The organism is Bartonella sp. MM73XJBT.G (genome assembly GCF_028618435.1).
GTDB lineage: Bacteria > Pseudomonadota > Alphaproteobacteria > Rhizobiales > Rhizobiaceae > Bartonella.
In genome coordinates, this window is sequence record NZ_JAQISW010000009.1 from 37,911 (window position 1) to 61,210 (window position 23,300).

The following is a 23,300-nucleotide window of genomic DNA, read 5'->3' on the forward strand; positions in this document are numbered from 1 at the left end:
TATGAAAAAATGCGCAAATTATATGTTTTTTTGTGAATATTTTCTGTGCATATTCCACGGTCTATAAAACCCTAGAGAAGACCAAATGATATCCCCACCTTTAGTCATCATAACGCTTCCTCTTAATAACAAGTGCTGGGGAGTAAATATTATTTTTGCCTTCTTATGACATGTTGGATTATGCATTACAAATGTCTGAATAAGAATATCTGCCTCTATACAGTGATCTATTCTTTCACGTAAAATGATAACTTTTAATCCATCCTCTAATAAGGATGTACATACATAATGATCACAAACAAATTGTCCGTGAAACGAAGGACCGTACTTTGTTGGTTTAATCGTTTTATTCAAACGAAATGACTTTTTCCAGATAGCTGTTGTAAACTTAGAATGATGATAACGATCAATATATAATTTTCTATCATGGATAACACCCACGAGACGCATATTATCTGCTATAATCAATTGTACAGGTGAATGCATTATACAAATAGAAATACCAGCCAAAATAAAAAGACTAAAAAAGAGCCTGATAGGTGTTTTGAAAAAAGTTAATCCAACCAAGCCTACACTCAATAAAACTAATGCAGACAACGGCATAAAGCCAGGATTCAAATCAGGAGAAATAGCCTTAATAGCATGTGCAATCTTTATCACAAGATCAATACCAAACCCCATAATTTGAAGAGGAAGCCATTCGAATCCTCCTAACATTGCAAGAACTGCGATTAATCCAAAAGGGATGACCAAAATTGAGATGATAGGCAAAGCAACAGCATTACTGATAATGCTTAAAGATGCCATATTAGAAAAATGATAAGCAGCATAAATTCCACTTGCACTTCCTGCTACAAACGAAGACACACATGTTGAAAGTATTGATAAAAAAGCAAAATTTATCACTCTTTCTCCAACATAAGAGGAAATTATTTTTCTTGTACGAAAAAGTGACCTTCTGCTCCACCAATCAAAAAAAGCAATCAAAGCAGCCGTCGCAGAAAAAGACATTTGAAAGCTGGGGCCTAATATTTCATGGGGTCGAATCGCTAGAGTTATCAACCCCGCAATAGAAAAATTACGCATTGTTATAGCAGAGCGATTACATAATATAGCAACCAACATAACAGCAATCATCACAAAACTTCTTTGTGCTGATACTGCTAAACCTGACAAGAGCAAATAAAAAGCCGTTATCATAAATGCAACGATAGCAGCAAATTTTTTATTGGAATAATAGGAAGAAAAAACTGGAAAAAATGCTAAAAAACTACGGATGCTCAAAAGAACTAGGCCGCTCAACAAAGCCATATGTAAACCTGATATAGATAAAATGTGCGCTAATCCAGCCGTACGCAGTGCCTCGTTTATCTCATTTGAAATACCAGCACGTTGTCCTGTTATGAGAGCTGCAGCAACACTTCCCTTTTCTCCTTCAAGAGCTAGAAGGATTCTTTGTGTCATCTTCATGCGTAAATTTTCAATTTTCTGTAGAATGATAGCGAATATTCCATCAGGCGGAGAAACGGATATTTTTATTGGTTTTCCTAAATAAACGCCTTGCGCCCCAATCCCTTTAAAGTAATTATGAAAACTAAAATCGTAGCCTCCTGGACGCACCGCCCCAGAGAATGCGCGAATCTTAACTCTCCCATACAGGCCATCGCCAATTGCTAATCCAGATGGCAAATATCTTGCCGATACGCGAACACGATGAAGACTATGGTATAATATGGGCTTTTCTGTACTCAAAACATCCAAAACTAAGCGAAATCCCCTTTTGGGAACTGACTCAACGGAAATAATTCTTCCCGTCAATGTGGTGACAATGTCACTGCTTAACATGGGGGTTGCAATACGCCACGTTTCTATTTTTGCCGCCAAAGCGCCCAATGCGATACAAAACAAAAATCCCGCAAGAATCCATATTTTTCGGTAAAAACGTGCAAGATAGAATATTCCCCCAAAGATGCTAACCGATACCCCCAATTGTCCCCAACTTGGCTCCAGTTCTAAATGAAAATAAAAAATGATTCCTAAGGAAAAAAAGACTAAAATCAGTGAAAAAAGAATACCAAAAGAAACTTCTTTCTCGATACAATCCGCTAACCATTTTCTAATAACAATGATTGCTTTCTTTAAGAGCATTAATAAAAAAAGTTTTTGTTGCTTATAACTGCCATTCTTTGCATCATCACAGCTAGAAAAAATACCCTGCCCTATCTGATATGCATTTTTTCTTTCTATAACAGATTTTGCGGATAAACCCTCTTTAACTTTACTTTGATTAAACATCCGCTCCCCACTTTAACTCGCAATGCGGCTATTGCACACCCCGTCACCTATGCTAACATGACCTTTCTATAAAGTTCCATAAGTATATCTCAATTTAAAGGAAAATATTCGTGTCTGTTATTACTCGTTTTGCCCCCTCTCCCACAGGATTTCTACATATTGGTGGTGCTCGTACTGCTCTTTTTAATTGGCTTTATGCAAAACATACCGGTGGAAAAATGCTTCTACGCATTGAAGATACAGATCGAGAACGCTCAACAGAAGCAGCTGTAAAAGCCATTATAGATGGCCTATACTGGATGGGACTTAGTTATGATGGTTCCCCTATTTCGCAATTCGAACGTGCAGAACGTCACCGCCAAATCGCCGAACAGTTGGTCAAAAATGGCAAAGCGTATTATTGTTATGCCTCACCTGAAGAGTTAGCTGAAATGCGTGAAAAAGCCCGTGCAGAAGGACGCCCCCCTCGTTATGACGGACGTTGGCGTAACCGGGATGCTTCTGAAGCGCCTCAAGGTGTCAAACCTGTTATTCGCATCAAAGCTCCTGAGGAGGGAGAAACAGTTGTACACGACCGTGTTCAAGGTGATGTTCATTTTCCTAATAAAGATTTAGATGACTTTATTATCTTGCGCTCTGATGGTTCGCCTACCTATATGCATGCTGTTGTCGTTGATGATCACGATATGGGTGTCACACATATCATACGGGGTGATGATCATCTAACCAATGCAGCCCGACAAACGATCATCTTTAAAGCTATGGGATGGGATATTCCTGTTATGGCTCATATTCCTCTTATCCATGGTGAAAATGGTGCAAAATTATCAAAGCGGCATGGTGCGCTGGGTGTTGATGCTTATAAAACAATGGGATACCTTCCTGCTGCTTTGCGCAATTATCTTGTCCGTTTAGGGTGGAGCCATGGTGATGACGAACTTATGTCACTTAAAGATATGATTTCTTGGTTCGATATTGAAGATATTAACAAAGGTGCTGCTCGTTTTGATCTCAGAAAGCTCGATTCCATCAACGGACATTATATGCGCATGAGCAATGATCAAGAACTTTTTGATGCCGCTCTTGATATTCTACCAGAAACCAATGGGGGAGCACAAATCATTGAAAGACTTGATGAACAACGTCGTGTTCAATTTTTCAAAGCAATCCCACATTTGAAAGAGCGTTCAAAAACACTGTGTGAACTGATTGACAATGCCTCCTTCATTTTTACGCAGAGACCATTACAGCTTAGCGAAAAAGCACAAATGCTTTTAGATAAAAATGGACGAACCATTTTAAATGATCTTTACCTTTCCTTAAAAGCTTGCCCCTCTTGGGATACAAAAGCTCTCGATGAAACTCTTCGCTCTTATATCCAAACACAGAATCTTAAATTTGGATCTATCGCCCAACCTCTTCGTGCGGCTCTCACAGGATGTACCACATCGCCAGGTGTTTTGGATGTTCTTATTTTACTAGGACGCGATGAAGCTCTTCATCGCATTAATGACCAACTTATCACAACGATAGGTTCATGATGTGTACTAGGTATATCTCCTCAAATGAGTATCTCATGTAGATACTTCAACGTAATCTAAAAAGAGTTTTTTTATCTTATATCATTGAAATACAGTTTTTATTGAGTAATAATGATCAATAAGGAAATGTTTTTAGATTGCATGTCCTCATTTTTAGAGGCAATCTACCCTCAATACAAGTAAGAAAAGCTTCAGTTATTATATATCTCACACTCTCATGAAGCAGAGTCTTAATTTTTAGAAGAGAAGGATCTGAAAGGAATACCGAATGTCTGAGAATAACGCGCATATTATTGTGAACGATAAAAAAGTAGAGCTTCCCCTGCGTAAAGGCACGAGTGGACCCGAGGTCATCGAAATCGCTTCTCTCTACAAAAAAACCAATATTTTTACCTATGATCCTGGTTTTACTTCAACAGCTTCTTGTGAATCAAAAATTACTTATATTGATGGCGATAAAGGGATATTGCTTTATCGTGGATATCCTATCGAACAATTAGCTGAAAAAGGAGACTTTCTCGAAAGTTGTTATCTTCTCCTTTATGGGGAACTCCCAACACAGAAAGAAAAAAACGACTTTGATCGATGTATCATGCAGCATACAATGGTCCACGAGCAATTTTCACGCTTCTTCCACGGCTTTCGTCGTGACTCTCATCCCATGGCTGTCATGGTTGCCTGCCTTGGTGCTATGTCTGCTTTCTATCACGACTCTATTGATATTACAGATCCACACCAGAGAATGATTGCTTCTGTTCGTCTTATCTCAAAAGTTCCAACACTTGCTGCTATGGCTTATAAATATAGTATTGGACAAGCATTTGTTTATCCCCGCAATGATCTTAGTTATGCTACAAATTTCCTCCGTATGTGCTTTGCTGTTCCTTGTGAAGAATATAAAACAAACCCTGTACTTGCTCGGGCGATGGATCAAATCTTTATCCTTCATGCCGATCATGAACAAAATGCTTCTACATCTACGGTACGTCTTGCTGGATCATCAGGTGCTAATCCGTTTGCCTGTATTGCAGCAGGTGTTGCATGCCTTTGGGGACCAGCGCATGGTGGTGCCAATGAAGCATGTCTAAAAATGCTACAGGAAATAGGTTCTATTAAAAGAATTCCTGAATTTATTGCACGTGCAAAAGATAAAAATGATCCTTTCCGCCTTATGGGCTTTGGTCATCGCGTCTATAAAAATTATGACCCACGTGCAAAAATCATGCAAAAAACTTGTCATGAAGTTTTAAAAGAGCTCAATATTCAAGATGATCCGCTTCTTGATATTGCAATAGAACTGGAAAAAATTGCCTTAAGTGATGAATATTTTATTGAGAAAAAGCTTTATCCCAATGTTGATTTTTATTCCGGCATTACATTAAAAGCTTTAGGCTTTCCAACCGAAATGTTTACTGTTCTTTTTGCATTAGCACGCAGTGTTGGGTGGGTGGCACAGTGGAAAGAAATGATTGAAGATCCTGCACAAAAAATTGGTCGTCCTCGACAACTCTATACAGGCTATGCTATGCGTGACTATGTTCCTATAGATAAACGTGTTAATTAAAGAAAGAAATCAATAAAGCTTCAGTAAACTGAAGCTTTATTATAAATGAGTAAACAACATCCTTTAAAATTTTTTACAACGATGATCAATTAATTTTAAATGAAACTATTAAAGTTCATCCCATCATTAACAATAGCTTTCTTTCCTATATTTCTCCTCCCATACTTGTTGATACAAATAAATCATTTTTTTGACTATGGTCCAGTGTAATAATAATAACAAAATGGGGACAGATAATTTTTTACATTGCTCCTAAAGAGCTTACAGATTATAAGGGGGCTTCATCGTTTCATATTTTTCAGCTTATTGAATAGGAGAACATTATGAAGTTATTAATAAGAGTTCTTATAATAAGCGCAACACTCTTTACCCTACCAGCTAATTCTCAAACTTTGAAAATTGCAAGTGATGCTTCTTATCCCCCTTTTAGTTATATTGACTCAAATAATGAGCTTAAAGGGTTTGATATTGATATATCTTATGCTCTTTGTGAAAGAATGAATATTGAATGTACCATTGTCACGCAAGAGTTCGAGGGGATGATTCCCGGTCTTCTGGCAAAAAAATACGATGCGATTGTTTCTTCCCTTTCTCCTACAAAAGAGCGCTTGCAAAAAGTTGATTTTACAGATCCTTACTACAACACAGTACTGGCAGTTATTGTTACCAAGGCTTCAGAAATTAAAGAAATCTCGACACAAGCCTTTAGAGGTAAAAATCTTGGTGTACAATCGAATACAACACAATCTGCCTATGTAGAAGACCACTATGCTTCTGAAGGTGTAAATATCAAACTCTATCCTTCTACAATAGAAGTCAATCGTGACCTTTTAAACCATCGGCTTGATATCATCATCTTTGATAAAGTAAAGGCATTAAATTGGCTTGAAAATGAAGGAAAGGATTGCTGTAAGCTTCTAGGAACTTTAGAAGAAACAAAATTTCCTGTCGCAATTGCAATCCGTCAAAATAATAATGATCTTAAAAATAGCTTCAATAAAGCAATACAAGAAATTCGTGCTGATGGAACCTATGAAAAAATTATGAAAAAATATTTTACATTCGATCTCAATTAAATATCACAATGGATTGAAATTAATCTCTTTAAGGAAGATTTTTTAACTCTTTGTTGAATATGCAAGTGTAATTAGAAATTCAGTGTCTTGAAAGGTTTGGATTTATCAAAGATAATAATTTCTAATTATTTCTCGATTTTTGAATGTTTATGGAATCCAATGATAACAATGAGATTTTATTTTATTAGAATCTAATTTTTTATGTTAAAATTGAATAATCTTATTTTAAAAGAACAATCTCCAATCTTTACTCCTACAATGATGCAAATTAGTCGTTTCAGGAAAGTTGAGCTATCATACAAGCAATAAGATATTTATTCTTCTTTCAATCAATAAAAAAGATAATTTTTGGGGTAATAATGTCTAGTATCATAATCTAATATCATAATCTAAAATAAATACCGATAAATTTTTGCATTGCTCTAGAAAAGCTTACAGATTATAAAAACGTGAAAACTTCATATTTTTCCGCTTATCCAATAGGAGAATATCATGAAACTATTAGCAGGAGCTCTTATAATAAGCGCTGCGCTACTTACCTCATTGGCTGATGCGAAAACATTAAAAATCGCCAGTGAAGGCACTTATCCTCCCTTTAGTTATATTGACTCAAATAATGAGCTTAAAGGGTTTGATATTGATATATCTTATGCCCTTTGTAAAAAAATGAATGTTGAATGTACCATTGTCACGCAAGATTTTGAGGGAATGATCCCTGGACTTATTGCAAAAAAATATGATGCTATTGTTGCTTCTCTTTCTCATACACAAGAGCGTTTACAAAAAATTGACTTCACAGATCCTTACTACGATACAGCACTGGCTATCATTGTTACCAAAGCTTCAGGAATTAAGGACCTTTCGGCACAAAGCTTTAGAGGCAGAAATCTTGGTGTGCAATCGAATACAACACAAGCTGTTTATGCGGAAGACCATTATGCCTCTGAAGAGGTAAAAATCAAACTCTACCCTTCTACAATAGAAGTAAATCGTGACCTTTTAAATCATCGACTTGATCTGATTATTGTTGATAAATTACAAGCATTAAATTGGCTTAAAAATGAAGGGAAAGATTGCTGTCTCCTCCTGGGAACTCTGGAAGAAATTAAATTTCCTGTTGCAATCGCACTGCGTCAAAACAATAATGATCTTAAAAATAAGTTCAATAAAGCAATAAAAGAAATCCGTTTGGATGGAACTTATGAGAAAATTATGAGAAAATATTTCACAAACGATGTTTATTAAATGTCACTATGATATTTAAATAAAATCTACTGTTTACTTCTAAAAAATTATCTAACTCTTTCATGAGGAACGCGAGAATGATTGAAAATTTAGCATTGCTATCATTTAGCAGTGGTGGATGGGGAACGGTTATACTTTCTAGCGCAGGAGTGACATTGTCATTGGCGTTATGTTGCGGCTTTCTAGGACTTCCTCTAGGACTTCTAAATGCAGTGATGATTCGATCCAATATTAAGATGGCTAAAGCTATAGCTCGTCTCTTTTCAACGGTATTTCGTGGGCTACCAGAACTTTTAACCTTGTTTTTAGTGTACTATGGATTACAAAGCCTTATTCAAAATATCTTTGACTATTTTAATCTTGAAGTCATGTTCAGTATCAATGCTTTTGTTGCTGGTGTTCTTGCACTGAGTATGGTTTTTGCCGCTTTCTCTTGTGAAGTTTGGCTTGGAGCATTCAACATTTTTGATAAAGGGCAATATGAGGCTGCTAAAGCTTTAGGGCTTTCACGCTCAACCACATTCTTTCGTATTGTCTTCCCTCAGCTCATTCGAAATGCCTTGCCAGGACTTTCTAATAATTGGCTTACTTTACTGAAAGATACATCCCTTGTTTCAACCATCGCACTTGTTGATCTCATGCGACAAACGAATTTAGCTGTCGCTGCAACCAACAAACCCATGCTATTTTATCTTGTAGCATGCTTACTCTATTTATTATTTTCAGCGTTTTTTGGCACAATCCTACGCCATTTGGAAACATACACTCAAATAGGCTATAAAAAGGTGCAAAGTCAATGATTCCTGAGTGGCTTTATTTCCTTTTTAATCCTGATCTTTTAAGCCGTTATGGGCCAAAATTTATTGATGGCTTGATTGTTACTGTCGAGCTTGTTTCTATCTCTTGTTCTCTTGGTTTTTTTCTCGGTATGCTTATCGCTTTTGCACGTTTATCAAAGAATACATTTTTACAATATTTTGCAAATGTTTATGTCTATTTTTTCCGCGGCTCTCCTTTGTTAGCCCAACTCTTCCTTTTTTATTATGGGCTTGGTTCAATGAACAGTTTTTGGCAACAAGTTGGTCTATGGTGGTTTTTTCAAAACGCATGGTATTGTTGTCTTTTTATTTTCACACTCAATTCTTCTGCCTATCAATCTGAGATCTTTAAAGGAAGTTTTCTATCCGTAGCCACGGGACAACGTGAAGCATCAAAAGCTTTAGGTCTGAGCAATTCTGTCACATTTTTTAGAGTTATTCTCCCACAAGCAATGATTGTAGCATTACGTCCCTTGGGAAATGAGTTGATTTTAATGATTAAATCGAGTGCCATTGCCTCACTGGTTACTGTTTATGATTTAATGGGGATTGCTAAACTCACTTATTCGCGTACATTCGATTTTCAAGTTTACGTTTGGGCCACACTTATCTATCTTTTTATTGTTGAACTCATTCACCGTTTTATTGTTTTTATTGAACATCATCTCACGCGATATTTACGGTAAAATAAAATGATCATAAAAAACTTTACCAAACTAAAATGTTGAATTAATCAATTTATTCATCAATGAAAGAATAAAGCAAGATGAATTTAAAAAATAATCAATCAATCTCTCCCAATCAGAACTCTGTGATCTCCATTCGAAATCTCAATAAATGGTATGGAAACTTTCAGGTCCTCCATGATATCAACTTTGATGTTCAAGCTGGTGAACATATTGTTATCTGTGGGCCATCCGGATCAGGAAAATCAACGTTAATTCGTTGTATTAACCAATTAGAACAAGCACAAAAAGGTTCAATCTGTATTCATAATGTTGATATCAATACTGCTCCTATACAACAGCAAAAAAATGTTCTGCGAAAGATAGGAATGGTTTTTCAGAACTTTAATTTATTTCCCCACATGAGCGTTATACAAAATTGTATTTTAGCCCCTATGACAGTTCAAGGGCTTTCCAAACAACAAGCAAAAGAACGGGCAATTCGTTACTTAACGCATGTCGGTATTGAAAAACACTGTGAAAAATATCCTTTACAACTTTCTGGTGGACAACAACAGCGTGTCGCAATTGCCCGTGCGCTTTGTATGGAACCTGAAGTTATGCTTTTTGATGAACCCACTTCTGCTCTTGATCCAGAAAGTGTGGGAGAAGTTTTGGAAGTGATCGCTCAATTGGCCGATACTGGAATTACAATGCTTTGTGTTACCCATGAAATGAGCTTCGCAAAAAAAGTCTCAGAAAGAATACTCTTTTTAGAAAATGGAAAAATTGTTGAAGACACAGCCTCTGATAAATTTTTTGCCAACCCTAAAAGTCAACGTGCTTGTGAATTTCTTGCTAAAATTAAACATTAATTATCAAGATATTGCTTTATTTATACAATTTTACCTTTGCTTTTTAAAAGAGTGATAATTTTTTGCGCACCCATAGTCCCTGATGGGATTTCAGTTTTCATTTTCTGTTCCACCACCTCAAAACCATCGAATTGAGCCTGGCGCAATAAAGGATTAGATAAAAGTTGTCCTATCTGTCTTGCTAACATGCCAGGACGTATCAATTCATTTAAATATTCTGGAATAATAGGTTTATCAGCAATAATATTTGGAAGAGCAGCACTCCATAACATCATTTTAGGAAAAATAAATAATTTAGAAAAATGATCAAGTTTATAGCAAAGGACCGTAGGAATTTTTGCTAAAGCTAATTCAAGAGAAACTGTTCCATGGGCTGCAAGAGCAACATCTGCTTGTGCAAAAGCATGCCATTTTTCATCTTCACCAACAACAATTTCTACTTTGCATTTCCAGTCCTGTACAAAGTTACGGATTCTATCCACTAAATGCGGTAAAGCTGGTAAAACAATACGTAAATGAGGGATACGTTGTACGAGAATATCCACTGTTTCTCGAAAAATAGGCATTAAAGAACGAATCTCTAAATTGCGTGATCCTGGCAAAATAACCAATGTGGGCGATGATGTTTGTTGACCACACAAATTTCTTTGTTCTACTTGACGTTTTTTTTCTGACTGAACTCTCAAAAGAGGAGGATATGTCAAAAGACGATGTCCAACATAGGTGGTAGCAGGACCTCCCAAATCCTGCATAATCTTTTCTTCAAAAGGAAAAACTGCTAAAACATGATCAACAAATCCCCGCATAGCTTTTGCACGCTCTGGCCTCCATGCCCAAACGGTTGGTGCAATATATTTAATAATCGGAATAGAAGGTGCTAGAGCACGTACCTTTTTTGCAACACGATGCGTGAAATCAGGACTATCAATGATAATTAAGCAATCAGGTTGTTCTTGTGCTATAAATTTGGATAAATTGCGAATATGGAGCAGCAGCAACGGTAATTTTTTTAATACCTCCTTTAAACCTATTAAAGCAATATCATGAGAATCAAAAAAGGGGGTTAAACCTAATGCCTTTAAATGCCTCCCCCCAACACCTATCAAATGAATGTTACATCCTATTTGTTGTGATAAACAAGAAATTAAATCTGCCCCGAGAAAATCGCCAGATTCCTCACCTGCAACAATAGCAACTTTTAAGAAACAATCATTCATGATCAAACTTTTCAAAGGTTTCTATAAATAGAGAATATTTGTTGGCTTTTTCTATTGTTGTTTTCAACGATAATATGAGACTTCTATTTGCCTCCACCGCAATTCCAGATAAACCACTCTTTGCAATATTCATTATTGTCGTAGGCCCAATTGATGGCAAATCAACGCGATTATCCTGTTGTGGCTTTGCACATTTTACAAGAACACCTCCTTGAAGGGGGATTTGCCCTCTTTCTCGCATTTCACAAACACGCCATAACATATTATCGGTTCCCTCAGCGCCCTCCAAAGCAACTACCCTTCCTTGAACAACGACAACGGCTTGTCCAATATCTAATTGACCTAAAAGCTTTGCTGCTTCTGCTGCTAAAAAAATATCTTTCTTTTCTTTCTTTGTAGCACGCCGTACTGTTAAATTAAATTCTATGGGCGCTAAAAGATCTGGAACTATCTCGTGAGCACCGATAACACAAAAACCATGCGCTTCAATAACTCGTATAAAAGCTTTTAATAACGCATCATCACCCCTCCTCAAAGCCCCAATTAACTTAGGAAGAGCTAAAAATGTTGTCCAGTCTAATCGCAATTGTGTAAGGAGTGGTCGCTTTTTGACACCACCTGCTAAAACAACATTATAAACTCCAGCTTCTTTTAAGATTTTAACGAGTCGCGCTAACTCTACAATTGATAGCTCGCAGTGCTCATAGCGATAAAGAACAGAATCTGCCTCACCATGCAAAAGCACAAGAAAAGGATTCTCTCCATTCTTCTCAAGAGCCTGCGCAACAGTAATCGGTAGAACACCACTTCCTGCTATAATAGCAGTACGGCCGGAAAAAAAATTTCTGGCACCCCAAATAGGCATTTTTAATCCTTATGTTCTTTTATTCTATCACCTTCAAATTTTGGTGTACAATAAAAACGCTTCCCTTCTTCCTTAATAAAATTAACAACGTCAGCAACCGACTGAGAAGAAGAATAAAAAGAAGCAACATCATTAACTCGCTCTTTAAAGGGCTTGCTATGATCAAAAAGCATCGCAACCGCATGACGGAGTGCGTGAATATCTTGACGCTTAAGCCCTGCACGCTTCATGCCAATAATATTGAGCCCGGCAAGTTTTGCCTGCACACCAACAGCTGTTCCATAAGGAATCAGATCACCCACTAGTGCAGATACACCGCCAATAAATGCATGATGCCCAACACGAACAAATTGGTGAACAGCAGCACCACCACCGATAATCACATAATCACCAACAGTAACATGACCAGCAATCATTGCATTATTAGCAAATGTTACATGATTGCCCACATGACAATCATGAGCGATATGCGCATAACAAAAAAATTGACAATTATCACCAACAACTGTCATTCCTACACTCGAATCAGAGCCTCTATGCATTGTGACCCCTTCACGAATCATACAATTCTTACCGATAGAAAGGGTCGTAGCTCCCCCTTTATGTTTATTATTTTGCGGCTCTTCTCCCAAAACTGCATGAGAAAATACTTTACTCTTGGCTCCTAACGTTGTCTTTCCCCTTATTACAACATGACTTGTCAAACTACACTCATCACCAATAACAGCCTCTGAACTAATATGGCAAAATGGTCCAACGCGTACATTCTCACCAAGCTGCGCTCCCTTCTCCACAAGAGCAGTTGGATGGATTTTCGTACCGGACATTTTTAATTTCCCATCAAATATCGTTTATTCTTCTTCAACAATCATCGCAGCAATTTCTGCTTCAGCGACGCGGACATCTTCTACTTTTGCAACACATGAAAAACGCCTCATACCAGATCTCTTTTTCAAAAGCTGAACATGAATTTTGAGCTGATCACCAGGCATAACAGGTTTACGAAATTTCGCATTATCAACCGTCATAAGGTAAACTAAATTTGTTTTCTGATTGCCTAAATTTAAAAGTGCTATTGCTCCAGCTGTTTGGGCCATAGCTTCTAAAATCAAAACTCCAGGCATAACAGGTTTTGCAGGAAAATGTCCCGTAAAATGCGGTTCGTTAATCGTTATATTTTTAATACCAATCGCTTCTTGTTCACCATTAATATCAACGATACGATCGATCAATAAAAATGGATAACGATGCGGTAATATTGATAGCAGTTTTTCAATATCAACAGCCTCTAAATCTCTAGTTCCTTCAGTGCTGATCATCTCAGCTTTTCTCCTTTTTAACTTTTCCCATACTGCGCAACGTCGCCACTTCACGAAACCATTGTTTAAATGGTCGTGCTGGGCTTCCTCCCCATTTTTCACCATCCGGAATATCATTCATAACGCCACTACGACCAGCAATCTGAACACATTTACCTATTACGATATGATCCGCTACTCCAACCCCTCCGCCAAGCTGAGACATGTCCCCTATCGATGTACTCCCCGCAATTCCACATTGAGCGGCAATAAGGCAATAACGACCAATTTTTACATTGTGGGCAATTTGTACAAGATTATCAATCTTACTTCCTTCTCCAATAACAGTATCTTGAAATGTCCCTCGATCAACCGTAGTATTCGCACCAATTTCCACACCATCCTCAATAATAACGCGACCAAGTTGTGGAATTTTCTCAATTCCAGCTTTTCCCCCAACATAACCAAAGCCATCTTGCCCAAGGCAAACACCAGGATAAAGCTGAACCCTATCACCTATTAAGGAACATTGAACGGTTACTTTAGGAGCAATATAGCAGTCACGTCCAATACGGCAATTTTCACCAATGACAGCTGTGGATGAAATAAGAGTTCCTTCACCAATCTCAACATTTCTACCGATAACAGCTCCCGCTTCAATACACACATCATGGGCAAACTTAGCTGTTGGATGAATATGTGCATGCGGTGAAATCTCTTTCTGTCCTAACCAAGGCATTGGCTTGACAGAATCAGGAAACAAAATACGACCAACATGAGCAAAATCACGCTGCGGTGTGGATGTCACCAAAATTGCCATCGTGTCAGGAACTTTAAAAACAATATCATTCGTACAAAAAACAGCAACAGCAGAACTATCTCGTAGAGCATCAGAAAATTTGCGATGCTCCACAAAAATAAGAGAGCCTTCCACAGCACTCTCAAGCGAAGAAAGAGTATTAATAACTTTATGAGAAAACTCTGGATTAAGAAGCTTTGCACCCGTCAACTCAGCAATATTTGCAACTGTCAATTGCCGGGACGGCGTAAAAAAAAATCTATCCGCCATCAAAAAACTTTCTCTGCCAGCTTAAGTTATTCTCTTCAAGTTTTTCCTTCTTAAAACCACACAAATCAAAACTTCGTAGAAATACCAAAATTCAATTGCTGCAAACGATCACCCTCCTGCTTTGTTATTGGCCAAGCATAATCAAAACGCAAAGGACCAAACGGAGAATCCCACATCAAACTCACACCTGCAGATGAGCGCCAAGCACTTTTAGTATGGGTAACAGGTGGTTCACCCTTAAAAACGGCTTTATAATTATTGCCATAGAGCGTAGCAACATCCGCAAATAAAGCACCGCGCAATCCAAATCCTTCAGGCACAACAGGAATAGGAAACTGTACTTCAGCAGTCGCATTCATATATGTCGTTCCCCCTAAGAAATAAACTTCACCCTTACTGGAAACCTGACGAGGACCTATTCCATTATATTTGAACCCTCGGATCATATCAGTATTTGCTTTAAACATATCGAAAATACGAACACCCTCTTTGCCTATTTCATGGATATAACCACCGCCAAAGGAAAGTAAACCAACAATATCCTTCTGATCAGAAAGAGTCTTGTACATCATCGCCTTACCCGTGGTTTTCAAGAACTTTGCACTCCCGCCAAGTCCTGCATACTCCTGAAGAAGATGCACATACCATCCATCATGAGGGTTTCTCATATCATCAATCGTATTATAGGTTAAACCATAACTAATCGATGAGCGTTTCCAAGGACTCTGCTTAGCTGCTTGAACAATCGCACCAGAATATTTCCCATATAACTCTATTATATCACTCTCTTTGTTGAAATCATACTCTCCGCCAAAATCATATTCTTCTTGCACATAAGAATAAGCAACATTCGCAGATAATTGATTATTAATAGGCAACGAAAACCGTAGTGATCCTCCTGTCTGCCGTACATCATAGGCTTTATCAGCACGATAAGTGCTGCGAAAAACATCAACGCCAGCCGATAAGCGGTACCCTAAGAAATAAGGATCAACAAATGATAAATTATAATTACGGGATTTCTCTTGCCCCGCTCCTAACCCTAAACGAACGTACTGACCACGTCCTCCAAGATTACGCTCAGTAACAGAGACTTCAAGTGACATACCAGGGCTTGTTCCCCCCGTTGTATAACCTCCAGAAAGAGAGAGATCTCCTGTTGAAGCTTCAACGACATCTATCACCAAAATAACCTGGTCAGATTGCTCAGTGGGAACCATTGAAATATTAACGGCTTTGAAGAAGCCTAAACTTTCTAGACGACGTTTCGCCCGCTGTAATAAAGTCTGATTGTAAGCATCCCCTTCATTTAAATCGATCTCACGACGAATGACGTAATCACGCGTTTTCTCATTGCCCCGTATATCAATACGCTGAATATATGCACGCGTACCTTGTTCAATATTATATAAAATTGAAATCGTATGATTTGCTAAATTACGGTTTCCCCGCGGCTCAACTTTAGCAAAAGCATATCCTGAATCAGCAACCCTATTATTAATAATAGCAACAGACTGTTCAATATCTTCTGCACTATAAACATTACCTGGCTGAGTTTTAAGCTTGCCCTTCACAGATTGAACGTCAATCCCATCAACATCACTTTCAACCTGAATATCACTAATTTTATAGCGCGGTCCTTCATCAAGAACGAACGAAATCTTATACGTATTGCTTGCAGCATCAAAAGTTGCCTTAGAAGAGACAACACGAAAATCTGCATAACCACGATTATAATAAAAGCGCCGTAAAGCTTCTTCATCCGCAGCAAGGCGCTCTTCGCTGTAAACATCACCTCCCAACAACTTCGAAAAAATTCCTGAAGATTTTGTTGAAATCACATCACGCAACCGGCGGCTTGCAAATACAGTATTTCCCTTAAAAGTGATATCTCTAATCTTTGTTTTTTGTCCTTCAACAACATTAAACACCACATTAACACGCCCTTTTCCAAGGTTAATCGTTTGAACGTTAACAGTGATATTATTACGACCTAGAGTTTTATAAGCTTCACGAATTGTATTTATATCAGCAGAAAGCTTAGCAGAATTAAAAGGTTCATTTGGCTTTAAAGAAATAAACCGTTTAAGATCTGGGTCTTTAAAAGATTTATTTCCCTGAAATAATATTTGATTAACAACCTCATATTCTTTTACGAATACAACCAATTTATCACCTACTTGATTTATTTTAACATCATAAAATAAACCTAATTCGAAAAGATTCTTCACAGCATGATCAACATCACCACTGGAAATCCCTTGTCCAGCCCTAATGCCCATATTGTCCCGAATCGCCTGAGAACTTACAAACTTATTTCCACGAACCTCAATAGAACGGACTACAGATGCTTGTATTTCCCCAACCGCAGCAATTGACATAAAAACCGTTGCTGGGGCAATCATCCCCATCTTTAACACCAACACAGATGCTGCATTTAAAAACTTTGAATTCGTAGTCATTGGCTTTTTTCACCTTACTCTTGTTCCTTGGACACGATGCCTTAAAAAGCTAACTGCCATAACAATCTTTTTACAGCGAGACTTTTCATCCCTTAATTACTCATTATAATGTACAATGCCACAATATTTTGCAGACATGGTAAACAACCTTCAATTTATTTTTGCTATTATTACCCAATTTACAAAGCGTTTTCCATAATTTAATTAGCTAAACCAACAAAAATAATCATTAAAGAAGACAAAAATCATAAATAGGAGAAGAAGAGAAAAACCTAAACGAAAAAAAATCCCCTGAATTTTAGTGGATATTTTTCTCCCAGTAATGACCTCAATGACATGAAATAAAAGATGCCCACCATCAAGCGGTAGAATCGGAAAAAGGTTAATAAGCCCAACGCTCATTGAAAGAAAAGCGGCCAAATTCAATAAAGAGATAAAACCTGTCTCGCTCACTTTCCAAGCAATTTTTACGGTTTTAGAAGGCCCACTTAGCCGACAACGATCTTCTTTGCCTCCGATTAAACGGCTCATAAAAAGAACAGTTTGAGTAGCAATGAACGCAGTACGGTTTAAAGCTTCTCCTATAGCTGTTACAAAACTATAGCGAATATGTTTTATATAAGTTGGATCTAAACGTGCAGGATTATTTAAATCAACAGGAACACCTACACCGATCATAGTACTTTGTGTTCGATTCCCAAACCCATCATCTCGCTCAATGACTTTTGGGGTAATGACTGTTGTAAATACGCGCCCCATGCGTTCTATTTTAAACTCTATTGGTTCTCTTCCATGAAAAGCTACATAATTCATCAAATCTTCAAAACTTTCAACCCGTCGACCATCCATTTCAACAAAACGGTCCCCTAATTCCAAACCGGACTGAATAGCAGGGCTCTCTTTTACTAAAGAACCAACAACGGGTTCAATGGCGACACGACCATAAATAAAGAAAAGAAACGTTAGAATAACAATAGTAAAAAGAGCATTGAAAAAGGGACCAGCAAAAACAGTTGCTGCTTTTTTCCAAGCATGCGCCCTGGCAAACGAACCATCAATAACCGGAGATGATGGTGATAATAGCGCCTCGTTTTTATCCTCCTCCCCAACAAACTTTACATACCCCCCTAAAGGGATAAGTGCAAAACGCCATTTCGTACCATGCTTATCTATATAACTAGCTATTTGTGGTCCAAATCCAAGAGAAAAAACTAATGCCTTAATACCACACCACCGACCAATGAGATAATGCCCAAGTTCATGCACAAAAATGATAAGCACAATGATGAAAAGAATACTCAAACTTCTTAAAAGAAGATCACCCATAGTAACCATATGATTTAAAAGTCCCAAAATATTTTCTCCCCATTAAATCATACTAAAAAGATTAAAAGGTGCATTCATATCAGACATCAATGAACCAATTAAATAAAGAAGGCAAGTTGCTCCTACCAATCCATCCATACGATCCATAAAACCACCATGTCCAGGTAATAAAGAACCGGAGTCTTTAACAGAAAATCGTCTTTTAAGCCATGATTGTCCTAAATCACTCAATTGTGAAACAATTGACAAAACAAGCGTAAGAAGCGGCACAAAAAAACTTGCTAAATTTATATCAAAAAATCCAAAAGCAACCCATATACCACCAAAAACGCCGACAAATGTACCACCAAGTGCTCCTGACCATGTTTTATTAGGAGAAAATTGTGGTGCTAATTTAGGCCCCCCTAATGCACGTCCAATAAAATATCCACCAATATCGGTTCCCCATACTATCGTAAATAAGAAAATAACGACTTGGAACCCCAACATCTCATGATCCCGTAAAAAGCATAAAGCCACAACAGGAAAAGATGCATATAAAAAACCACAAAAAACCCAACCACTGTTTTTTATAGATATAATAGCCAATACTGCAGCCAACACGATTAAAACACTAAAAATCAATGAAGCAGATATATTCAACACTAAAAAAAAGCTAAAGAGAAAATAAAAAATACCTGCTAATATCTTTTGTAAAACACACCACTTCTCTTGAGTAATATTCATCCACTCATAAAGAATAAAACCGCCGATACACCATGCAAACAGAAAAAAAGTGGTCCCTCCCAACCATGTTAGATACAAAGCAATAACGCCAAACACAAAAGCCGTTAGAACACGATAAACCAAATTAGACAAGACAACATCCAAACAATAAAAATAGAAAATACAACCTCTAAAATTGATTCAAGAAAAACTTCCCTACCCAGTATTTTTATTTCACACTTGTGCAAATCTCTCTTATAATTTATCATAAGTGGTTTAGTTTACCAAGATAGCGCTTATACAGCGAATAATCAATGAAAACAGATCAAAAATCTCCCTTATTTAGATTAATCTTAAAATAAATTTTCAAAGATTTTCTTAAACATAAAATGAGAGAGTGGTTATCTAAACCCTGCATAAATTAACTTAGAGTTTTTTTCGTATAAAAGAGCTCCTCTATTAATTCTTCATCATTAAAAACGAATTACGCCCCATAACATCGGCTTGTCCGATCACCCTGCGCACATGTTTTATAATGGATGGTAATAGTAAGGTATTATTTTTGTGCTATATTATCTCAAACTCATCTTAGAATATTTGAGTCATCCCTCATAATGTTTCTCATCATGCGATTTAGTAATACCTCCAGTAAAGAAAAGACTTCACTCACAGATTAAAGAATAAAAGTATAAACCCTTTAAAATCAATCTTTTCCCTATAAAGGTGATCGAATAGCTCCCTTGCATCACACCTTGCTATCACAAGGCACATGATTCCCTACCCTTATCCATAAAAATAATTTACACGCTGAGAATAAAATATTTTCCTAGCAAAAAGGCTTAAACGTGCATAATCTCAGATTCTTTCACAACTAAAATTTTATCAATATCAGCAATGGTTTCATCTGTGAGTTTTTGAACTTTTTCGGATAAACTATGGGCTTCATCTTGTCCAATTTCACCATCTTTTTCTAACTTTTTCAAATTGTCCATACCATCACGACGAACATGACGGGTTGCAACACGCGCTTGCTCCGCATAGTGATGCGCAATTTTTACAAGTTCTTTACGGCGCTCTTCATTCAATTCAGGCAAAGGAATACGTAAATTCGTACCATCAGTTATGGGATTTAAACCAAGACCAGAATCGCGAATAGCGCGTTCGACAGCTCCTACCATCGTTTTATCCCATACAGAAACAGAAAGCATCCGAGGTTCGGGAACAGAAATATTAGCAACCTGATTAATGTGTACAACAGAACCATAAGATTCAACGGTCAACGGTTCTAATAAACTCGCTGATGCCCGTCCTGTTCGCAAGCCACCTAATTCATGTTTAAAAGCCGTAATAGCGCCATCCATGCGACGTTTCAAATCATCCATAATTGATGCAACATTCATATTTCTGTCTCCTTCAATTGTCCTTTGAAGCTTAACCTTACTCCGATACCATTGTAAAGCGTCCTGTTCCATTCAAGACCTTAGCTAAACCGCCTTTTTCATGAATGGAATACACAATTATCGGTACATTGTTCTCACGGGCTAAAGTGACCGCCGTTGAATCCATAACCGATAATCCCCATTGCAAAATTTCAACATGTGTTAATTGGTCAAAACGCTTAGCTGTAGGGTCTATTTTGGGATCTGCTGAATAAATACCATCGACTTGTGTTCCTTTAAGAAGAACGTCCGCACCAATTTCTGCTGCACGTAAAGTCGCAGCAGAATCAGTGGTAAAAAATGGGTTTCCCGTACCGCCTGCGAAAATAACAACTTTTCCCTGATTCATATAAGCTATTGCTTTACGTTGCGAAAAACTTTCACAAATTTGTGGCATCGCAATCGCAGACAGTACAACAGCTTCAACCCCTAATTTTGTCAATGATGTTCGCAATGCTAAAGAATTAATAGCAGTTGCAAGCATTCCCATATGATCACCTGTCACGCGATCTCCACCACGTGAAGCAACAGCAACGCCACGAAAAATATTTCCCCCACCGATAACAACCGCAACTTCTATCCCCATTGCGCGCACTTCTGCAATATCAGCGGCAATACGGTCGACAACAGAAACATCAATGCCAAAACTTTGTCCCCCCATAAGAGCTTCACCAGAAGCCTTTAAAAGAATACGTTTATACGGAAGTGCTAATGCCATTCATAATCTCCCAAAAGCACATTTACTTTTTGCTTTTGACACCACGAAGGGCACCACTTTTTTTCACGTGACGCCCTCACAACAATTACATCGTTTTCAGCAGAGCTTCTAAAAACAATGATGATTTTAAATCTCTTATCAAAAGTTTGCAATAACTAGCCTTTTGCTGCTGCCGCAACTTCTGCAGCAAAATCAGACTCCTCTTTTTCTACACCTTCGCCGAGTGCAAAACGAACAAAGGCTGTGATTTTTACTGGAGCACCAATTGATTTCTCAGCATCCTTTAAAGCAGCCTCAACGGTCATATCAGGGTTCATAACAAAAGCTTGAGAAAGTAAGACAACCTCTTCAAAAAACTTACGCATACGCCCTTCCACCATTTTTTCAATGATATTTTCAGGTTTTCCAGACTGACGTGCTTGATCTGAAAAAATTGCTTTTTCACGCTCAATGGCACCAGCATCAACATCTTGTGCTGTAAGTGCTAATGGACTGGTTGCCGCAATATGCATTGCAACCTGCCGACCAAAAGCAAGAGCTGCTTCTTTATTTCCTGTTGTTTCGATTGCAACCAAAACACCAAGTTTTCCAAGCCCATCAGCCACACTATTATGTATATAAGTCGCAATAACACCATTCTCAACAGACAATTTAGCAGAACGACGAAACGTCATATTTTCGCCAATTGTACCAATTGCATCTTTAATTGCAAGCTCTACACTCTTCTCAGTGCCTGGATAAAGAGAAACAGAAACAGATTCAACATCACCTGGCGTATCCAAAGCTGCAGTTGCTACTTTGCGCACAATGTCTTGGAATCCATCATTGCGTGCAACAAAATCTGTTTCAGAATTAATCTCAACCAAAACTGCATGTGAATCTTTTGATGCGACTCCAATTAACCCCTCAGCTGCTGTACGACTAGCCTTTTTATCTGCTTTCGCTATCCCTTTTTTACGAAGCCAATCAACAGCAGCTTCCATATCACCATTGGTTTCTGCTAGAGCGGCTTTACAGTCCATCATCCCGGCGCCAGATAATTCTCGAAGTTCTTTTACTTGTGCAGCAGTAACGCTCATATTTGCCTCTTCATTCTGTAACAGTGAAAACGTGCAAATTTCCTCTGCACGCCCATAACTTCTTCTTTAGATAATAAAAGTACCTTAATTAGGCGTTTTATATTACTCAGAAACTGCTGAAACCATATTTTCTTCCAAAATAGGCTCCACTGGTGCATCAACTTGAGCTCCTAAATCAACACCCATTGCACCCTGCTGGCGTGCAATACCATCAAGAGCAGCACGCGCAAAAAGATCGCAATAAAGAGAAATCGCACGTGAAGCATCGTCATTTCCTGGGATTGGATATGTTACATCATCAGGATCACAATTGGTATCAATAATAGCAATCACTGGAATGTTTAAACGTTTTGCTTCTTGGAGTGCAATATTTTCTTTATTTGTATCGATAACAAAGATAAGATCTGGGACAGACCCCATATCTTTAATGCCACCAAGCGCACGATTAAGCTTTTCACGATCACGTTCAAGATTTAAACGTTCCTTTTTAGTAAAGCCTTGTGCTTCAGCAGCAAGAATTTTATCAAGCTTTCGCAAACGATGTATCGAATTGGAAATCGTTTTCCAATTCGTCAGCATACCGCCAAGCCAACGCGCATTAACATAATATTGAGCAGAACGATTCGCTGCATCAGCGATAATTTCAGATGCCTGCCGTTTTGTACCAACAAAGAGAATACGACCACCACGCGCAACAGTGTCTGAAACAAGTTTAAGCGCTTGATGTAAAAGTGGAACGGTCTGAGCAAGATCAATAATATGAATATTATTACGCTGACCATAAATATAGGGGGTCATCTTGGGATTCCAGCGATGAGTCTGGTGACCAAAATGCACACCTGCTTCTAAAAGCTGGTGCATTGTAAAATCGGGTAGTGCCATAAATCTTATCCTTTCCGGTTTAACCTCCGCGGAAAAAGCAGGAAAACCTACTACCGGCGGATGTTTGCTAGACTTTCCTCACAGATTATCTACAAACACCCAAACTCCGCGTGCGGAATAGCGCAAACATACTAATATTTGATTCTTTTTCAAGTTATTTT

Annotated in this window: 20 protein-coding genes; 7 read left to right on the forward strand and 13 right to left on the reverse strand. The window is 37.8% G+C overall.

Features of this window, described 5'->3' with window-relative positions:
* Window positions 1-18: 18 nt before the first annotated feature.
* The gene (locus PVV59_RS06155; protein ID WP_273755290.1) at window positions 19-2,295 is read right to left on the reverse strand and encodes a ComEC/Rec2 family competence protein; all 2,277 of its coding nucleotides are present in this window, start codon (window positions 2,293-2,295) and stop codon (window positions 19-21) included.
* 110 nt (window positions 2,296-2,405) lie between these two features.
* Here PVV59_RS06155 and gltX point away from each other — a divergent pair, with 110 nt between their 5' ends.
* The 7 genes from gltX (at window position 2,406) to PVV59_RS06190 (ending at window position 10,079) form a co-directional block, all read left to right on the forward strand.
* On the forward strand, window positions 2,406-3,836 hold the full coding sequence (gltX, locus tag PVV59_RS06160) for a glutamate--tRNA ligase (RefSeq protein ID WP_273755291.1): 1,431 nt from the start codon (window positions 2,406-2,408) through the stop codon (window positions 3,834-3,836).
* Between the two features lie 268 nt (window positions 3,837-4,104).
* Complete coding sequence (gene gltA, locus PVV59_RS06165) at window positions 4,105-5,400, forward strand: citrate synthase (RefSeq protein ID WP_273755292.1); 1,296 nt, start codon at window positions 4,105-4,107, stop codon at window positions 5,398-5,400.
* Between the two features lie 323 nt (window positions 5,401-5,723).
* Window positions 5,724-6,476: a transporter substrate-binding domain-containing protein gene (locus tag PVV59_RS06170; RefSeq protein ID WP_273755293.1), complete on the forward strand. Its 753-nt coding sequence runs from the start codon at window positions 5,724-5,726 to the stop codon at window positions 6,474-6,476.
* A 492-nt stretch (window positions 6,477-6,968) separates the two neighbouring features.
* The gene (locus PVV59_RS06175; RefSeq protein WP_273755294.1) at window positions 6,969-7,721 is read left to right on the forward strand and encodes a transporter substrate-binding domain-containing protein; all 753 of its coding nucleotides are present in this window, start codon (window positions 6,969-6,971) and stop codon (window positions 7,719-7,721) included.
* Window positions 7,722-7,798: 77 nt separating this feature from the next.
* Complete coding sequence (locus PVV59_RS06180) at window positions 7,799-8,521, forward strand: ABC transporter permease (protein ID WP_273755295.1); 723 nt, start codon at window positions 7,799-7,801, stop codon at window positions 8,519-8,521.
* Window positions 8,518-9,225, forward strand: coding sequence for an ABC transporter permease (locus PVV59_RS06185; protein WP_273755296.1), 708 nt, complete (start codon window positions 8,518-8,520; stop codon window positions 9,223-9,225). The genes PVV59_RS06180 and PVV59_RS06185 overlap by 4 nt, the downstream gene beginning before the upstream one ends.
* Window positions 9,226-9,305: 80 nt before the next feature.
* Complete coding sequence (locus PVV59_RS06190; protein ID WP_273755297.1) at window positions 9,306-10,079, forward strand: amino acid ABC transporter ATP-binding protein; 774 nt, start codon at window positions 9,306-9,308, stop codon at window positions 10,077-10,079.
* A 20-nt stretch (window positions 10,080-10,099) separates the two neighbouring features.
* Here the strand turns inward: PVV59_RS06190 and lpxB are convergent, their stop codons facing one another.
* From lpxB to rpsB, 12 genes are all read right to left on the reverse strand, one after another.
* A complete protein-coding gene (lpxB, locus tag PVV59_RS06195) occupies window positions 10,100-11,296 on the reverse strand; it encodes a lipid-A-disaccharide synthase (protein ID WP_273755298.1) in 1,197 nt (398 codons plus the stop codon).
* Window positions 11,289-12,161, reverse strand: coding sequence for an LpxI family protein (locus tag PVV59_RS06200; protein ID WP_273755299.1), 873 nt, complete (start codon window positions 12,159-12,161; stop codon window positions 11,289-11,291). The genes lpxB and PVV59_RS06200 overlap by 8 nt, the downstream gene beginning before the upstream one ends.
* Window positions 12,162-12,163: 2 nt before the next feature.
* Complete coding sequence (lpxA, locus tag PVV59_RS06205; RefSeq protein ID WP_273755300.1) at window positions 12,164-12,988, reverse strand: acyl-ACP--UDP-N-acetylglucosamine O-acyltransferase; 825 nt, start codon at window positions 12,986-12,988, stop codon at window positions 12,164-12,166.
* Window positions 12,989-13,012: 24 nt separating this feature from the next.
* The gene (gene fabZ / locus PVV59_RS06210; protein ID WP_273755301.1) at window positions 13,013-13,480 is read right to left on the reverse strand and encodes a 3-hydroxyacyl-ACP dehydratase FabZ; all 468 of its coding nucleotides are present in this window, start codon (window positions 13,478-13,480) and stop codon (window positions 13,013-13,015) included.
* Between the two features lies 1 nt (window position 13,481).
* Window positions 13,482-14,528, reverse strand: a complete 1,047-nt coding sequence (gene lpxD / locus PVV59_RS06215) for a UDP-3-O-(3-hydroxymyristoyl)glucosamine N-acyltransferase (protein WP_273755302.1) — start codon at window positions 14,526-14,528, stop codon at window positions 13,482-13,484.
* A 65-nt stretch (window positions 14,529-14,593) separates the two neighbouring features.
* On the reverse strand, window positions 14,594-16,990 hold the full coding sequence (gene bamA / locus PVV59_RS06220; protein ID WP_273755303.1) for an outer membrane protein assembly factor BamA: 2,397 nt from the start codon (window positions 16,988-16,990) through the stop codon (window positions 14,594-14,596).
* 204 nt (window positions 16,991-17,194) lie between these two features.
* A complete protein-coding gene (locus PVV59_RS06225; RefSeq protein ID WP_273755304.1) occupies window positions 17,195-18,343 on the reverse strand; it encodes an RIP metalloprotease in 1,149 nt (382 codons plus the stop codon).
* 15 nt (window positions 18,344-18,358) lie between these two features.
* On the reverse strand, window positions 18,359-19,174 hold the full coding sequence (locus PVV59_RS06230; RefSeq protein WP_273755305.1) for a phosphatidate cytidylyltransferase: 816 nt from the start codon (window positions 19,172-19,174) through the stop codon (window positions 18,359-18,361).
* A 686-nt stretch (window positions 19,175-19,860) separates the two neighbouring features.
* Window positions 19,861-20,421 carry a ribosome recycling factor gene (gene frr / locus PVV59_RS06235; protein ID WP_273755306.1) on the reverse strand — a complete coding sequence of 187 codons (561 nt, stop codon included), beginning with the start codon at window positions 20,419-20,421 and terminating at the stop codon, window positions 19,861-19,863.
* Window positions 20,422-20,458: 37 nt separating this feature from the next.
* Window positions 20,459-21,178, reverse strand: coding sequence for a UMP kinase (pyrH, locus tag PVV59_RS06240; RefSeq protein WP_273755307.1), 720 nt, complete (start codon window positions 21,176-21,178; stop codon window positions 20,459-20,461).
* Between the two features lie 155 nt (window positions 21,179-21,333).
* A complete protein-coding gene (tsf, locus tag PVV59_RS06245; RefSeq protein WP_273755308.1) occupies window positions 21,334-22,257 on the reverse strand; it encodes a translation elongation factor Ts in 924 nt (307 codons plus the stop codon).
* Window positions 22,258-22,359: 102 nt separating this feature from the next.
* Entirely contained in the window at window positions 22,360-23,139 is a 780-nt protein-coding gene (gene rpsB / locus PVV59_RS06250; protein ID WP_273755309.1) for a 30S ribosomal protein S2, read from the reverse strand.
* Window positions 23,140-23,300: the final 161 nt, after the last annotated feature.

Bases quoted from the DNA above. Each gene is read 5' to 3' on its own strand.
- PVV59_RS06155 (WP_273755290.1), bottom strand. From the start codon at position 2,295: ATGTTTAATCAAAGTAAAGTTAAAGAGGGTTTATCCGCAAAATCTGTT.
- gltA (WP_273755292.1), top strand. From the start codon at position 4,105: ATGTCTGAGAATAACGCGCATATTATTGTGAACGATAAAAAAGTAGAG.
- PVV59_RS06170 (WP_273755293.1), top strand. From the start codon at position 5,724: ATGAAGTTATTAATAAGAGTTCTTATAATAAGCGCAACACTCTTTACC.
- PVV59_RS06175 (WP_273755294.1), top strand. From the start codon at position 6,969: ATGAAACTATTAGCAGGAGCTCTTATAATAAGCGCTGCGCTACTTACC.
- PVV59_RS06180 (WP_273755295.1), top strand. From the start codon at position 7,799: ATGATTGAAAATTTAGCATTGCTATCATTTAGCAGTGGTGGATGGGGA.
- PVV59_RS06185 (WP_273755296.1), top strand. From the start codon at position 8,518: ATGATTCCTGAGTGGCTTTATTTCCTTTTTAATCCTGATCTTTTAAGC.
- PVV59_RS06190 (WP_273755297.1), top strand. From the start codon at position 9,306: ATGAATTTAAAAAATAATCAATCAATCTCTCCCAATCAGAACTCTGTG.
- lpxB (WP_273755298.1), bottom strand. From the start codon at position 11,296: ATGAATGATTGTTTCTTAAAAGTTGCTATTGTTGCAGGTGAGGAATCT.
- PVV59_RS06200 (WP_273755299.1), bottom strand. From the start codon at position 12,161: ATGCCTATTTGGGGTGCCAGAAATTTTTTTTCCGGCCGTACTGCTATT.
- lpxA (WP_273755300.1), bottom strand. From the start codon at position 12,988: ATGTCCGGTACGAAAATCCATCCAACTGCTCTTGTGGAGAAGGGAGCG.
- fabZ (WP_273755301.1), bottom strand. From the start codon at position 13,480: ATGATCAGCACTGAAGGAACTAGAGATTTAGAGGCTGTTGATATTGAA.
- lpxD (WP_273755302.1), bottom strand. From the start codon at position 14,528: ATGGCGGATAGATTTTTTTTTACGCCGTCCCGGCAATTGACAGTTGCA.
- bamA (WP_273755303.1), bottom strand. From the start codon at position 16,990: ATGACTACGAATTCAAAGTTTTTAAATGCAGCATCTGTGTTGGTGTTA.
- frr (WP_273755306.1), bottom strand. From the start codon at position 20,421: ATGAATGTTGCATCAATTATGGATGATTTGAAACGTCGCATGGATGGC.
- pyrH (WP_273755307.1), bottom strand. From the start codon at position 21,178: ATGGCATTAGCACTTCCGTATAAACGTATTCTTTTAAAGGCTTCTGGT.
- tsf (WP_273755308.1), bottom strand. From the start codon at position 22,257: ATGAGCGTTACTGCTGCACAAGTAAAAGAACTTCGAGAATTATCTGGC.
- rpsB (WP_273755309.1), bottom strand. From the start codon at position 23,139: ATGGCACTACCCGATTTTACAATGCACCAGCTTTTAGAAGCAGGTGTG.